Consider the following 14,854-nt stretch of genomic DNA (forward strand, 5'->3'; position numbering starts at 1 on the left):
CCCTCGATTCGGCCGCAGGGTGTAAAAAGAAAGCCCGCCAAATGGCGGGCTTTCTGCTTCAAACCGCCTGCGGACTCGGCTTGTCCGGATCGAGCTTGTACTCGCGGATCGCGCGCGCCACATCCTTGGCGTTGACCTTGCCGTCCTTCGCCAGCGCCGCCAGCGCCGCATGCGCAATCCAGTAGCGATCCACTTCGAAGAAGCCACGCAAATGCTCGCGGGTATCCGAGCGGCCGAAGCCATCGGTACCGAGCGCGGTGTAGCGCATGCCGTCGGGCATGAAGGCGCGAATCTGGTCGGCGAACTCGCGCACGTAGTCGGTCGCGGCAATCGCCGGTCCTTGGCGGCCTTGCAGCAGTCCGGTGACGTAAGGCACGCGCTGCTCGGCTTCCGGATGCAAGCGATTCCAGCGCTCGGCATCGAAACCATCACGACGCAGTTCGATGAAACTGGGCACCGACCAGATATCCGCGCTGACGCCGAAATCCTTCTCCAGCAATTCGGCCGCGGCAATTACCTCGCGCAGGATCGTACCTGAGCCAAGAAGCTGCACCCGTGGCTCGCTCTTCTTCGGCTTGCCGGCATCCTTGAACAGGTACATGCCCTTGACGATGCCTTCCTCGACCCCTTGCGGCAGGTCGGGATGGGCATAGTTTTCGTTCATCACGGTGAGGTAGTAGTACACATCCTCCTGGTCTTCCAGCATGCGGCGCGTGCCGTCCTGCAGGATCACCGCCACTTCGTAGGAGAAAGTCGGGTCATACGCGCGTACGTTCGGGATCGCGCCCGCCATCAGGTGCGAATGGCCGTCTTCGTGCTGCAGGCCTTCGCCATTGAGTGTGGTACGACCGGCCGTACCGCCGATCAGGAAACCACGCGAACGCATGTCGCCGGCGGCCCAGGCGAGATCGCCGATACGCTGGAAACCGAACATCGAGTAATAGATGAAGAACGGCAGCATCGGCTGGTTGCTGATGCTGTAGCTGGTCGCCGCGGCCATCCAGGCGGCCATGCCACCGGCTTCGGAAATGCCTTCCTGCAACACCTGGCCCTTCTGGTCCTCGCGGTAATACAGCAACTGGTCCGCGTCCTGCGGACGGTACTTCTGGCCGAACGGCGCATAGATGCCGATCTGGCGGAACATGCCTTCCATGCCGAACGTGCGCGCCTCGTCGGCGACGATCGGCACCACGCGCGGACCGATGCCCTTGTCGCGCAACAGCAGGTTCATGCCGCGCACGAGCGCCATGGTGGTGGAGATTTCACGATCGCCGGTACCCTTGGTGATCTGCTCGAACGCGGCCAGTTCCGGCGCCTTGAGCTTCACGTCGGTATGGCGGCGGCGTTGCGGCAGCGAGCCGCCGAGCGCCTTGCGGCGTTCCAGCATGTACTGCACTTCCGGCGAGTCTTTGCCGGGGTGGTAGTACGGCACGTCCTTGAGTTTGTCGTCCGGCACCGGGATGTTGAAGCGGTCGCGGAAGTGGCGCACCGCTTCGTCGTCCAGCTTCTTCTGCTGGTGCGTGGGGTTCTGCGATTCGCCGGCCGCACCCATGCCGTAGCCCTTCACCGTCTTGGCGAGGATCACGGTGGGCATGCCCTTGGTGTTCACCGCGGCGTGATAGGCGGCGTACACCTTGTGCGGATCGTGGCCGCCGCGGTTGAGGCGCCAGATGTCGTCATCGCTCAGGTTGGTGACCATCTCGCGCGTCTCCGGATACTTGCCGAAGAAATGTTCGCGCGTGTAGGCGCCGCCGAAGGCCTTGCAGGCCTGGTACTCGCCGTCGATGGTTTCCATCATCAATTTGCGCAACACGCCCTTGGTGTCGCGAGCCAGGAGCGGGTCCCAGTAGCTGCCCCAGACGACCTTGATGGCGTTCCAGCCAGCGCCGCGGAACACGCCTTCCAGTTCCTGGATGATCTTGCCGTTGCCGCGCACCGGGCCGTCCAGGCGCTGCAGGTTGCAGTTGATCACGAAGATCAGGTTGTCCAGCCCCTCGCGGCCGGCCAGCGAGATCGCGCCCAGCGATTCGGGCTCGTCGGTTTCGCCGTCGCCCATGAAGCACCAGATTTTGCGGTCGCTCTTGGGAATCAGGCCGCGATGCTCGAGATACTTCCAGAACTGCGCCTGGTAGATGGCCTGGATCGGACCCAGGCCCATCGATACGGTCGGCACCTGCCAATAGTCAGGCATCAGCCAAGGATGCGGATACGAGGATAGACCGCGACCATGTCCGGCCACTTCCATGCGGAACAGGTCGAGCTGGTCTTCGGCGATACGGCCCTCCAGGAAGGAACGCGCATAGACGCCCGGGCTGGAATGGCCCTGATGGAACACCAGGTCGCCCGGATGATCGGCGCTGGGCGCGCGCCAGAAATGGTTGAAGCCCACGTCGTACAGCGTGGCGGACGAAGCGAAGCTGGCGATGTGCCCCCCCAGTTCGCCCGGCTTGCGATTGGCGCGCACCACCATCGCCATCGCGTTCCAGCGGATCAGCGTGCGGATACGCCATTCCATGGCACCGTCGCCAGGCATCTTCGCTTCCAGATGCGGCGGAATGGTGTTGACGTACTCGGTGGTCGGGTCGAACGGCAGGTAGCCGCCGGAACGGCGGGTGGAGTCGACCAGACGCTCCAGCAGGTAATGCGCGCGCTCGGTGCCTTCGCGATTGATGACGGCACTGAGCGATTCGACCCATTCCTGGGTTTCCGCGGGGTCGAGGTCCTGGTGGAGGATGTCGTCGAGTTGATCCATGAAACGTCTCCGCGGCGCCAGGCGCCGCCATGCGGTGGATGCGCGTCGCTGGGGGGGCGACGAAACCGGGGCTTCGATCCGGTGACTGTGGCCGGCACGGGACGGGGACCGCGTGGCATGTTCGCCGCTGGACGAGCTAAGTCTTCCGATTCTAGCCCCCGGGCGGTTATCCCGCCAATTGCGGCGCCATTACATACGTATGCGCACGGGAAGCGGCCGCGCGCTGCGGGAAAGAAAGCCCCTGGCCGGATCGCGCCGGGGTGTCCGCACCATGATGGATTAGCTACGTTCGCTTTGCGCGGCGCGGATCTGTGCGTCGACCACGGCGATGGCGGTCATGTTCACCACCCGCCGCACCGTGGACGATGGCGTGAGGATATGCGCGGGTTTGTCCACGCCCATCAGGATCGGCCCGATCGCTACGCCATCCGTCATCACGCGCACCATGTTGTAGGTGATGTTTGCGGCATCGAGATTGGGCATGACATACAGGTTGGCGCGGCCACTGAGCGTGGTGTGTGGGAACATGCGCTGGCGCAAGATCTCGTCCCACGCGGTATCGCCCTGCATTTCGCCATCCATTTCCAGCTTCGGTGCGCGGGCCCTGAGGATTTTCCACACTTGCCGCATCTTCGCCGCACTGGCGTTTTCGTGGCTGCCGTAGTTGGAATGCGACAGCAGCGCCACCTTCGGCTCGATGCCGAACAGCTTGAGGCGATAGCTCGCCTGCAGCGTCGCTTCCGCGATCTGTTCAGCGCTGGGATCGCATTGCACATGCGTATCGAGGAAGAACCAGGTGCCCTTGTCGTTGATGACGCCGCTCATGGCCGACGTGCATTGCACTCCTGGATCAAGCTCGAAAATGCTGCGCAGATAACCCAGCTTCTTGTGATAGCGCCCGACCAGGCCGCAGATCAGCGCATCGGCTTCGCCTCGCTCGACCATCAGCGCGGAGATCAGCGTGGGACGCGAACGCAGCAGGTTCTTGGCGGCGGCCGGCGTGACGCCGCGGCGCTCGGTCAGCGCGTGGTATTGCTGCCAGTAGTCGTTGAAACGCGGATCATCGTTGATATTGGTCAGCTCGAAATCGACGCCCGCGCGCATGCGCAGTCCCATGCGCTGGATGCGCGCGTCGATCACGTCCGGACGTCCAATCAGGATCGGGTAGGCCAGTTTCTCGTCGATGACCGTCTGCACTGCACGCAGCACGGTTTCTTCCTCGCCCTCGGCATACACCACGCGCTTGCGATCGGCGCGGGCACGCTCGTATACCGGCTTCATGATCAGGCCGGTGCGATAGATGAACTGGGCGAGCTTCTCGACGTAAGCATCCATGTCGGTGATCGGACGTGTCGCCACGCCCGATTCCATCGCGGCCTTGGCCACGGCCGGCGCCAGCATCACCAGCAGGCGCGGGTCGAACGGGCGCGGGATCAGGTAATCCGCGCCGAACGTGGGCGCCTCGCCGCCATAGGCGCTGGCCAGGTCATCGGACTCCATCTGCGCCAGCGCCGCGATCGCGCGCACGCAGGCCAGCTTCATCGCCTCGTTGATGCCGGTGGCGCCCACATCCAGCGCGCCACGGAAAATGTACGGGAAGCACAGCGCATTGTTGACCTGGTTCGGATAGTCCGAGCGGCCGGTGGCGATGATGCAATCGGGACGTACCTGCTTGGCTTCTTCCGGCAGGATTTCCGGATTCGGGTTGGCCAGGGCCAGGATGATCGGCCGCTCGCCCATCGTCGCAACCATCTGCGGCTTCAGGATGCCGCCGGCGGAAAGACCCAGGAAGATGTCCGCGCCAACGACGATGTCCGCCAGCGTGCGCGCCTTGGTATCGCGCGCATACCGCTGTTTATCGGGATCCATCTGGTCGCGGCCGGTGTAGAGCACGCCATCGCGATCGTAGGCAAGAATGTTCTCGGGCCTCAAGCCCAGCGCCACAAGCATGTCCAGGCAGGCGATGCCGGCCGCACCGACGCCGGTGGTCGCCAGTTTCACGTCTTCGATCTTCTTGCCGACCACTTCCAGCGCATTGACCACCGCGGCGCCAACGATGATGGCAGTGCCGTGCTGGTCGTCGTGGAAAACCGGGATCTTCATCCGCTCGCGCAGCTTGCGCTCGACGATGAAGCATTCCGGAGCCTTGATGTCTTCGAGATTGATGCCGCCGAAGGTGGGCTCCATCGAGGCGATGATGTCGACCAGCTTGTCAGGATCGCGTTCGTTGAGCTCGATGTCGAACACATCGATGCCGGCGAACTTCTGGAACAGCACGCCCTTGCCTTCCATCACCGGCTTACCGGCCAATGGACCGATATCGCCCAGTCCCAGCACCGCGGTGCCGTTGGTGATCACCGCAACCAGGTTGGCACGCGCGGTGTACTCGCTGGCACTGTTTGGATCCTCGACGATGGCCTCGCAGGCGAAGGCCACGCCCGGCGAGTAAGCCAGCGACAGATCGCGCTGGGTTACCAGCGGCGTGGTCGGCGTGACCTTGATCTTGCCAGGACGCGGCAGGCGGTGATACTCGAGTGCGGCTTTGCGGAATTCGTCGGAATGAGCCATCGGGAGCTTGCAATGGATGGGAAAGGGAAGACAGGCCGCCTGGCGGCATTTATCCATGGTAGCACCCGCTGCTTTTCCACTGCCTGATGCAGGCAAGGGGCACGACCTCGTTTCAAGCGATTGCACCCTCGGCTTACACGCCGGCCGAAAGCGACTCTGCCTCCACCCTGGACATGCGGACGCGATTGATGAACAGCGAGAATGCCAGCTTGCCGGCCAGCCCGTGCACGTGCTGCATCCACGGCGGCAGCCAGCGCGGCGAGGCCAGCACCCCGGAGGCAAAGTGCGATTCCAGGCTCATCACGTCGTACAAGGTGAGCTTGCCGGCGAACAGATAGCGCAACAAATCCATGCGCCGCTCTTTCAGTGCCCAGCGAAAGAAAGTGTGCACGTCCATCAGGCCGGAAAGGTAGACATTGTCTTTGGCGAAGGCGGACCCGCCGGTCAGCGGTACCCCGCGGAACACACGTTGCGCGGAATGGAAACTGTCCGCCACGCTTTGTCCGCAGCGGTTGAAGAAGCGGTAGACTTCCACGAAGTCCGCGCCGTTGAGCGCCATGTCGATCGCCAGGATGCGCAGGCTGATGCGCTTGAGCCGCGCGATATCGATCGCCCCGGACATCAGTTCGGCAAACACCGCCAGCCCCTCCTGCGTGGCGGTGACGCGCGGCGAGGTGCGCGCCAGCGAGGCGAGCAGCGGTTGCTCGCGGCCATTGAGCGCGGTAAGCGAATGCACGAACGCTTCGTGGTTGAGCAGTTGATGGCGATCGTACTGGCTGAAGCGCGTGCCACCGCGCAGGCGGATGCGCGTCGCGCCCGCCGCAGCCTTGGCGGTGAGGTCGTTGTCCACCTCGACCGCGATCTTGCCGGGGCCGAAAAAACCATCGAGCTCCCTGGCCAGATCGGCACGCAACAATTCGGCCGGGATGTTGGCGGTGATGTCGTCGTCGTGCAGGTCCGCGCCAAGTTCGTCAGACAGTTCAACGAAGTAGCATGCGGCGTCGAGGTTGCTGCGGTCGCTGCCGGAGATGGCATCGCCGGGGCTGCCGTAGAGCCGGATGGACGGCCCGGTCACCCCCTCGGTCCCCACCGCCTCCAGCATTTCCGCGGCAATGCGCCAGGATTCGGCGGTACGGCGCAGGTATTCCCCTAATGGATCGCCATCGCCCGCCTCGCTTTCGATGGCGGCCAATTCCTTGCGCACGTCCGACAGGTCCGGCGTCTTGTAGCTCACATCCGGCAAGGTGTATTGCCCCTTGCCGTATTGCTCGATCATGCGGTCTTCCAGCGAGGCCGGCCAGCTGACCGTGGCAAGGATGTTGATGCCGCGGACTGCGGTAAGCAGGCGCTTGTCGAGGGCCGCGTAGGATTCCAGCCCGGCCGGAACGGTTTCGACAGGCTTGCTCAAGTCCCTACTCCCTTTCGCGCGAACCGCGCGGACCGTGCGGCTTGGCCGCCGGCCGGCCACCGCGTTGGCGGCGCAGCCGTGATTCCAGCAGGGTGGCCTGTTCTTCGCGCTCGTCGCGCAGCTTCAGGTAGTTGCGCCAGCGTTCCGGCGATAGCACGCCTTCGTCCAGCGCCTCCTGCACGGCACAGCCGGGTTCGCTGCCATGGCCGCAGTCGGCAAAGCGGCAGTTCTCCGCCAGCGCTTCGATATCGGCAAACAGATCGAGATTTTCCTCGCCGGTCAGCTTCAGTTCGCGCATGCCGGGGGTGTCGATCAGACAGCCGCCGCTAGGCAGCTGCAGCAGGGCGCGATAGGTGGTGGTATGGCGGCCGCGGCTATCGTGGTCGCGCACGCTGCCGGTTGCCATGCGTTCGCTGCCCATCAGCGTATTGGTAAGCGTGGACTTGCCCGCCCCGGACGAACCCACCAATACCGCACTGTCGCCGGGCTGCATGTAGACCGCCAGGGCCGCGACGCTGGCCGGATCCTTGCCATTGATGGCGTGGATCGGCGTGCCGGCCGGCAGCCGCGCGCGAAGTTCGGCCGTGCGTTCGGCGGCCTCGGCACGCTGGTCGAGCTTGCTCAGCACTACCACCGGTTGCGCGCCCGAGCCTTCGGTCAGCGAGAGATAACGTTCGATCCGCGCCGGGCTGAAATCACCATCCAGCCCGGTCAATACCAGTACGTAATCGATATTGGCCGCGATCACCTGGCGCTCGTAGCGCTCGCCCGCCGCAGCGCGCGACAGCACGGTGCGGCGCGGCTGCACGATCACGATATGTGGCGGCTTGCCCGGTTCGATCTCCACGAAATCGCCCACTGCTGGCCGCTCGGCAGGGTCGAGGCCGCGTTTGAGGAAGTGACCGGCTGGCTGGGCGCCGAACACCTGTTCGCCATCATGCAGTTCATAGCCGGCCCGGTGCTGGGCCACCACCCGCGCCAAGCGCCGTCCATCGGCTGGCAGGGCCTGCCCCCGCCAGCCGATGTGACGGAGCTGTTCGATGGACTGGGCGTCGGTCATGGGCTCGATTATGCCTGGGTTAGAGAACCCGGAAACAGGGATCGGCAATCATCGCAACGGAAGACCGAACGGTGGCATGGGCGACGCGAAGCCCGTCATGGCAGACCGATGCCTTCCGCCCGTGAAGCAGGCACCGGCACGCGCTTCCAGTCCCGATACGGGAGCTTGGGATGCTCTGATCAATGCTACGCAGGCGGCATGATGTCCAGAAGGTTCGCAGAGTGTGTTGTGCGGCGCCGGGAAGACTGGCCGTCTTGCCAAGCCGCGCGGCGCACTCTGCGAGCCTTCTGGGCATCACCCCATCGCTTTAAATTCAACATGTTGGGGTCAGCTCTGTCTGTCCGCATCCCTTCCTCGCTCCTCAAAGCCGAGTGCATCCATGCACTCTCCCCGCGTGCGGTCCGTCTTCTCGACAGCCAGCCAGTCTGCCTTCGCCGACGAACCTATGGTCTGCGAACAGACAGAGCTGGTGACGCCTGCGTAGCATGGATCAGAGCATCCCTTGCTGTTCCAGCTCCTCTTTTCGCCCTCTTTTGGCCCCCACAGCGCCCGCGACCGCTGCTAGCATCGTTTCGAACCGGCGGTACGCCGGGTTTTCCGAAGAAAAAGGACTCCGCCGTTGGCTCCGATCAAACCCAGTGCGCACCTGGCTGAAGTGCGTTATGAAATCCGGGGCGCGCTCACCCGTCGCGCGCGCGAACTGGAGGCTGCCGGGCAGCCGATCATCAAGCTCAACATCGGCAATCCGGCCCGTTACGGCTTTACCGTGCCGGATCACTTGCGCGAAGCCATCGCCGCGCATCTGCATGAAAGCGAAGCCTACGGTCATGAGCAAGGCCTGGAGGAAGCGCGTGAAGCGATCGCCGTGCAGCAGCGCGCCCGTGGTGCGCGGCACGTGGACGTGGAGCGCATCTTCATCGGCAACGGCGTCAGCGAACTGATCGACCTGAGCCTGCGCGCCCTGCTGCAACCCGGCGACGAAGTATTGCTGCCAAGCCCCGACTATCCGCTATGGAGCGCCGCCACCATCCTCAATGGCGGCGTGCCGCGCTATTACCGCTGCCTGGCCGAGAACCGGCATCTTCCGGATCCGGAAGAAATGGAAGCGCTGATCACTCCGCGCACGCGCGCGCTGGTGCTGATCAACCCGAACAATCCGACCGGCGCGGTGTATCCGCGCGCGTTGCTGGAACACCTCGTAGAGATCGCCGCACGCCATCGCCTGTTGCTGCTGTGCGACGAAATCTATGACGAGATCCTTTACGACGGCACCACGTTCCATCCCATGGCGGAGGTGGCGGGCCAGACTCCCTGCATCAGCTTCGGCGGCCTGAGCAAGGTGCATCGCGCCTGCGGTTACCGCGTCGGCTGGCTGAGCCTTTCGGGCGACCCGGCGCGCACGGCCGATTACCGCGACGCGCTGCAGTTGCTTGCCGCCTTGCGCCTGTGCGCGAACGTGACCGCACAATGGGCGGTCATCCCGGCCCTTGAAGACGCGCCGACGATCGGGGCGCTCACCTCGCCCGGCGGCCGGCTGCATGACGCCAGGAAGGCCGTGCTCGACGGCATCGCCGCCAGCAACTACCTGGATCTGGTGACCCCGGGCGGCGCGTTGTACGCCTTCCCGCGCGTGCGCAGCGATCGCATCGCAGGCTTCAGCGACGATACCTTTGCATTGCGCCTGCTTGAAGAGGAGTCCGTGCTGGTAGTGCCGGGCTCCAGTTTCAATGTACCGGCCAGCCGCCATGTGCGCCTTACGCTATTGCCACAACCGGCCCAGCTACGCGAGGTGTTTGCACGCATCGAGCGCGTGCTCGAGCGGATGGCTGCCGAACATGTGCCGCATGACGCGGCCGCCATCGCCTGACCGATGCCGCTGCGTTATCTCGCCCTGGGCGATTCCTACACCATCGGCGAGGACGTTCCCGCCGGGCAGCGCTGGCCGATGCAACTGGTGGACAAGCTGCGCCGTACCGGCATGGTGATCGACGATCCGCAGATCGTCGCGGTCACGGGCTGGACCACCGACGAATTGTCGAACGGCATGGACCAGGCCGAATTCGTCCCCGGTTACGACCTGGTCACCTTGTTGATCGGAGTCAATAACCAGTATCGCGGCCGCCACGCCGAGGCATACCGCGGCGAATTTCGCGATTTATTGCTGCGCGCAATCACCTTGGCCGGCAAGCGACCCGGGCGCGTCGTGGTGGTTTCCATTCCCGACTGGGGCGTTACGCCGTTCGGTCACAAGAGCGGACGCGACCGGCAACAGATCGCGCACGAGCTGGATACTTTCAACGCCATAGCCCGCGATGAAGCCCTGCATGCCGGCGCTTCGTTCGTGAATATCACCGGCATTTCGCGCGACCACGCGGATCTTGTCGCCTCCGACGGCCTGCATCCATCGGGGGCGCAGTATGTGTTGTGGACCGAGTCGATGATCCCGGTGGTGCGTAAAGCATTACTCGGCTAATCCCACCGAACGCGACCGGGAAGCCAGGGATGCTCTGATCAATGCTACGCAGGTGGCACTGATCAGAGCATCCCTGGGAGCAAGAACACCGCGCAATCATCCTGCAACCATTTCGCCATCGCACGGTGACGTTGCGGCACGAGACTGGGCACCCGGCAACCAACCGGGACCGACGCCATGGCCATGCTCCGCTGCCGCAGCGCCTTCATCTCCGACGTTCACCTGGGCACGCCCGACTGCAAGGCGGCCTATCTGCTGGATTTCCTGCGCCAATTGCAGTGCCAGAAGCTGTACCTGGTGGGCGACATCATCGATCTGGAAGCACTGGGCCGCCGCCGCTGGTGGCATCCGGACCACGGCACGGTGATTGCCGAAGTGCTGGACATGGCCCGCCGCGGCGTTGAAGTCATCTACATACCTGGCAACCATGACGCGGCGCTGCGCGGCCTGGTTGGGCAGTCAATCTGCGGCGTGCGCATTGAACTGGACGCCCTGCACGTAGGCGCCGATGGTCGCCGCTACCGGGTCAGCCATGGCGACGAATACGATCCCGAACAGATCGGCCGCAGTTGGATGCTGCATGTCGGCGAGACCATGCACCGATTTATCTGCTGGAGCAATCGACGCTTGAACGCCTGGCGCCGCCGCCTGGCGCTGCCGTACCTGCCCCTGTCGATCATCGTGAAATCGCATATCGGCAAGGCGCTGGCGTATATCCGCGCCTATGAAGCACGTGTCGCAGCTGGCGCCCGCGAGCGCGGCCTGAATGGCCATATCTGCGGTCACATCCATTACGGCCAGGTGCGCACCATAGACGGCATGCTGTACCTCAACGACGGCGACTGGGTCGAGCATTGCACCGCCTTGGTCGAGGACGACGTCGGCGCGATGGAGCTGATTCATTGGAGCGAGCAGCCTACCGCGCTGGGCCGCGCCAGTCGCGAAGAGGTCTTGCCCTCTCCCGCCGCGGCCCTGGCGCTCGCCCCGTTGGGGCACCGCAAGCCCGATACGGCAAGGCTGCGGCCGGCAGCGTGAGGGACCAAGCCGGGCCCGGAACGAAGCAAAACAGCAAGGCTTGGCTCCCCGCATCCCACTTATATCCGCCCGCCTTGAACGCCTCCAAGCCGCCAGCATATGGGGAGGGATACAATTGTCTCTTTGCCGGAGTCCCGCATGCCCCTCGACGCCACCACCCGCGAACGTATTGAAAGCCTGCTCAAGGACCACCGCGTGGTGCTGTTCATGAAAGGGACCCGCCAGCAGCCGATGTGCGGCTTCTCGGCCGCGGCCACCAATACGCTCAATGAGCTGCTACCCAGCTACCACACGGTCAACGTGCTGGAAGACCCGGATATCCGCGAAGGCATCAAGGCATTCGGCAATTGGCCGACCATCCCGCAACTCTACGTGGACGGTGAGCTAGTCGGCGGCGCCGATATCATCCGCCAGATGTACGGCAGCGGCGAACTGCACCAGCTGTTCGGCGCCGCGCTTCCGGACCGTACTCCCCCCGAGATCACCATCACCGACAAAGCAGCCGAAGCCATCCGTGCCGGCACCGCGGAGGCGCAGGGCCTTGCGCTGCACCTGGAAATTGGCCCGGACCACAGCGCCGGCTTTCAGTTGGCCCCCGGCAACGAGCACGACATCGTCGTCACCGCCAACGGCATTGAAGTACATTTCGATCCGGCCAGCGCCCAGCGCGCGAAGGGCATCGTGATCGACTGGGTATCCACCATGCAGGGCGAAGGGCTCAGCCTGAAGTTTCCCGGTGCCGTCGAACTTCGTTCCTTGAACGTGCACGAACTACAGCAACGCCTTAGCGCTGGCGACATCATGCTGATAGACGCGCGTCCCGCTCACGGTCGCGCCGCTGCCGCGCCGCTGAAGCAGGCACGGATTCTGGATGAGGAAGGTGCCGCCCTCGCCGCCCTTCCCAAAGATACCGCGCTCGCCTTCATCTGCCATCACGGCATTTCCAGCCGCGGCGCCGCCGAGCGCTTCATCGCACACGGCTTCACTAACGTGTTCAATGTGGAAGGCGGCATGGATGCATGGGCAGCGGAGATTGATTCGAGCGTGCCGCGTTATTGAGTGCCCTGACTTTTCACACATCAGGGCCGATGTATCAGACGTCGGCCCACATGCGTAGCAGATTAGCGCGTGATTTGCTGATCATATCGAAGGTTGGACTCTTGCCTTCACGCTTGAATATCTGTTGTTTGGCAGTCTCCAGATCCCACAGCAGTTCACGCTGCGCCGGATCGCGCACCTGACTCTGCACCCAGATGATCGCCGCATCTCGCTTGCCGCGAGTGACCGGGGCAACATGGTGCAGCGTATTGGCGGGATAGGCGATTGCAGCGCCTGCCTCGAGCTTGAACTGGGTAGCAATGCCATTCATGAATACGGTTAATTCCCCGCCGTCGTAGCTTCGTGGGTCGGACAAAAAAATAGTGATGGCAATATCGCTACGTACCGCATTGCTCATGCTGCCCATGATCGGTGCATCCACATGAGGGCCATATTCCATGCCTTGTCCATAACGATTGAACAACACCGGCGTCGCCGCCGCCGGTAGCAGGGCGGTCTGCAATTCACCACTGCGCATGAAGGATTCGCGCACGATGCGTGCAATCTGCTCATATTCGGGCGTACCCAAAGTTACTTGCAGATTTCTCTTCACTTCACGCGCGGACCAGCCGGCCGTACCGGCACCATCCGTGAAAGAAGCACTCGCCAGTTTGGCATTGATGGCGGCTAGTTCATCAGGAGCGAGAACGGCGGGGAGACAGAAAATCAAGGCAGTAATCCTTTGAGGTTACGTGGCGTCATTCTATCTATTCATGGTAATCGCACGCGCCATGAAGCGGAATGCTTGCCGCTACTCATCCGTTTTCCATTAAGAACATGCCAAACTAGGCATGGATTCTGAGACAACCTGCACCAGGTAGCCCATGTCGCCCCTTCCCCTCTCCCCCGCAGCACACCAGTGGCTAAGCGATGCCGGCAAAGCATTGTCCCAGGGACGCCCGGATTTGGCCGAGCAACCTTTGAAACGCGTGCTCGCCGAGGCCCCTGGCTTTGCTAACGCGCAGTTCCTATTCGGAATTACCTGTCAGTTGCGCGGCGATAGCATCACCGCCGCTGAGTACATGCGCAAAGCCGCAAAACAACGCCCTGATGACCCAAACATCCTCACGAATTTGGGGGGCGCCCTTTACGATTCTGGTGCAATCGAAGAAGCATTTGTCTGCTTGCACCGCGCCACGGAACTGGCACCTCTGCAAGCATCGCATTGGTACAACCTCGGCAAGGCGCTGAAATTGCAGTGGCAGCTGGACGAGGCCTCGGACGCTTTGCAACGCACCCTCAATCTGGACGAACGACATATCGCTGCGCGCAACACGCTCGCCGACATTTTCACGATACGTGGCAACATTGCCGATGCCGTTGCCGAATATCGCAAAGTGCTTGCCGTGCGGCCTGATTACGCGCTTGCGTGGCATGGATTGGCCAACCTGAAAACCGAGTCACTCACCCTGACTGATGCAAAGCAGATCCGTCACATCCTGCAAAACCAGCAACTTTCGCCCGATGAACGCGTATTACTCGGTTTCAGCTTGTACAAAGCTCTGGAAGACCAGCGTGACTACGCTGGCGCCTTTCAGGCCTTACGTGAAGCCAATGCAGCCAAGCGGCAGCTTGCCCCTTGGAATGCCGCTGCCGCGCGTGACTATGCCGACGCTATCGCCGCAGCTTTTCGCGCTCCGCTGCCAGCGCCGCTCGATCCGGCGCTCGGTCATGAAGTGATTTTTATCGCCAGTCTTCCGCGTTCCGGATCGACATTGGTTGAACACATTCTCGCCTCGCATCCGCTGGTGGAGGGTGCAAACGAGATCAGCGATCTCTCAAACGTTCTCGACGACGAATCGAAACGACGCGGCAAAGACTTTCCTCATTGGGTGACTGACGCTACAGCAGAAGATTGGACACGCCTGGGCAAGAACTATCTCACCCGCACTGCTCGCTGGCGCACCAAGCGCCCTTATTCAACCGACAAAGGATTGCAGAACTGGCAATGGGTGGGCGCGATTCGCGCCATGTTGCCCGGCGCCAAAATCATCGACTGTCATCGCGATCCGGTCGAAACCTGTTTTGCCTGTTATCGCCAGTTATTCAGCGAAGGCACTCTCTTCAGCTATGACTTGCAGGATCTGGCCGGCTATTACAACGACTATCAGCGCCTCAGTGACTTTTGGCAAGCGAATCACCCGCACAAGATGTTCGATCTTACCTACGAGAAGCTGGTGCAAGAGCCTGAAGCGCAGATTCCGCAGCTACTTGCCTTCTGCGGCTTACCCTTTGACGCAGCATGCCTCTCGCCACATCAAACGCAACGCGATGTGCACAGCACGGCCAGTGCGGCGCAAGTACGCCAGCCCATACGCGCTGACACGCCGCGCCGCCCGCTCTATCGGGATCTCCTTGGACCGCTGATTCATCAGCTCGATCGATGAAACAACAAAACGAAGAAGGCCGCCGGTTGCCCGGCGGCCTTCTTCGTTTCTTCAACGACCGATGCCCTCCATG

General features: G+C 62.9%; 10 protein-coding genes. 5 read left to right on the forward strand and 5 right to left on the reverse strand.

The features are described 5' to 3' along the window. Positions 1 to 58: 58 nt before the first annotated feature. From aceE to rsgA, 4 genes are all read right to left on the reverse strand, one after another. A complete protein-coding gene (aceE, locus tag ISP15_RS07180; RefSeq protein WP_404546519.1) occupies positions 59 to 2,752 on the reverse strand; it encodes a pyruvate dehydrogenase (acetyl-transferring), homodimeric type in 2,694 nt (897 codons plus the stop codon). 279 nt (positions 2,753 to 3,031) lie between these two features. Next, complete coding sequence (locus tag ISP15_RS07185) at positions 3,032 to 5,320, reverse strand: NADP-dependent malic enzyme (protein WP_404546520.1); 2,289 nt, start codon at positions 5,318 to 5,320, stop codon at positions 3,032 to 3,034. A gap of 133 nt (positions 5,321 to 5,453) precedes the next feature. Next, complete coding sequence (locus ISP15_RS07190; RefSeq protein WP_404546521.1) at positions 5,454 to 6,728, reverse strand: flavohemoglobin expression-modulating QEGLA motif protein; 1,275 nt, start codon at positions 6,726 to 6,728, stop codon at positions 5,454 to 5,456. 4 nt (positions 6,729 to 6,732) lie between these two features. Then, positions 6,733 to 7,788, reverse strand: coding sequence for a ribosome small subunit-dependent GTPase A (gene rsgA, locus ISP15_RS07195; protein WP_404546523.1), 1,056 nt, complete (start codon positions 7,786 to 7,788; stop codon positions 6,733 to 6,735). A gap of 619 nt (positions 7,789 to 8,407) precedes the next feature. Between rsgA and ISP15_RS07200 the strand changes: the two genes are divergently transcribed. The 4 genes from ISP15_RS07200 (at position 8,408) to grxD (ending at position 12,355) form a co-directional block, all read left to right on the forward strand. Then, positions 8,408 to 9,655, forward strand: coding sequence for an aminotransferase class I/II-fold pyridoxal phosphate-dependent enzyme (locus ISP15_RS07200; protein WP_404546524.1), 1,248 nt, complete (start codon positions 8,408 to 8,410; stop codon positions 9,653 to 9,655). 3 nt (positions 9,656 to 9,658) lie between these two features. Further along, a complete protein-coding gene (locus ISP15_RS07205) occupies positions 9,659 to 10,261 on the forward strand; it encodes an SGNH/GDSL hydrolase family protein (RefSeq protein ID WP_404546526.1) in 603 nt (200 codons plus the stop codon). Between the two features lie 177 nt (positions 10,262 to 10,438). Further along, positions 10,439 to 11,296, forward strand: coding sequence for a UDP-2,3-diacylglucosamine diphosphatase (locus ISP15_RS07210; RefSeq protein WP_404546527.1), 858 nt, complete (start codon positions 10,439 to 10,441; stop codon positions 11,294 to 11,296). Positions 11,297 to 11,434: 138 nt separating this feature from the next. Beyond that, positions 11,435 to 12,355: a Grx4 family monothiol glutaredoxin gene (gene grxD / locus ISP15_RS07215; RefSeq protein ID WP_404546528.1), complete on the forward strand. Its 921-nt coding sequence runs from the start codon at positions 11,435 to 11,437 to the stop codon at positions 12,353 to 12,355. A gap of 34 nt (positions 12,356 to 12,389) precedes the next feature. Here the strand turns inward: grxD and ISP15_RS07220 are convergent, their stop codons facing one another. Then, positions 12,390 to 13,064, reverse strand: a complete 675-nt coding sequence (locus tag ISP15_RS07220; RefSeq protein WP_404546529.1) for a Fe2+-dependent dioxygenase — start codon at positions 13,062 to 13,064, stop codon at positions 12,390 to 12,392. Between the two features lie 154 nt (positions 13,065 to 13,218). On the opposite strand from ISP15_RS07220, the gene ISP15_RS07225 reads away from it, so the two are divergent. Beyond that, the gene (locus ISP15_RS07225) at positions 13,219 to 14,781 is read left to right on the forward strand and encodes a tetratricopeptide repeat-containing sulfotransferase family protein (RefSeq protein WP_404546530.1); all 1,563 of its coding nucleotides are present in this window, start codon (positions 13,219 to 13,221) and stop codon (positions 14,779 to 14,781) included. Positions 14,782 to 14,854 lie beyond the last annotated feature (73 nt).

It is taken from the genome of Dyella jejuensis, assembly GCF_044904675.1.
Lineage (GTDB): Bacteria > Pseudomonadota > Gammaproteobacteria > Xanthomonadales > Rhodanobacteraceae > Dyella_B > Dyella_B jejuensis.

Bases quoted from the DNA above. Each gene is read 5' to 3' on its own strand.
- ISP15_RS07210 (WP_404546527.1), top strand. From the start codon at position 10,439: ATGGCCATGCTCCGCTGCCGCAGCGCCTTCATCTCCGACGTTCACCTG.
- ISP15_RS07185 (WP_404546520.1), bottom strand. From the start codon at position 5,320: ATGGCTCATTCCGACGAATTCCGCAAAGCCGCACTCGAGTATCACCGC.
- rsgA (WP_404546523.1), bottom strand. From the start codon at position 7,788: ATGACCGACGCCCAGTCCATCGAACAGCTCCGTCACATCGGCTGGCGG.
- grxD (WP_404546528.1), top strand. From the start codon at position 11,435: ATGCCCCTCGACGCCACCACCCGCGAACGTATTGAAAGCCTGCTCAAG.
- ISP15_RS07205 (WP_404546526.1), top strand. From the start codon at position 9,659: ATGCCGCTGCGTTATCTCGCCCTGGGCGATTCCTACACCATCGGCGAG.
- ISP15_RS07225 (WP_404546530.1), top strand. From the start codon at position 13,219: ATGTCGCCCCTTCCCCTCTCCCCCGCAGCACACCAGTGGCTAAGCGAT.
- aceE (WP_404546519.1), bottom strand. From the start codon at position 2,752: ATGGATCAACTCGACGACATCCTCCACCAGGACCTCGACCCCGCGGAA.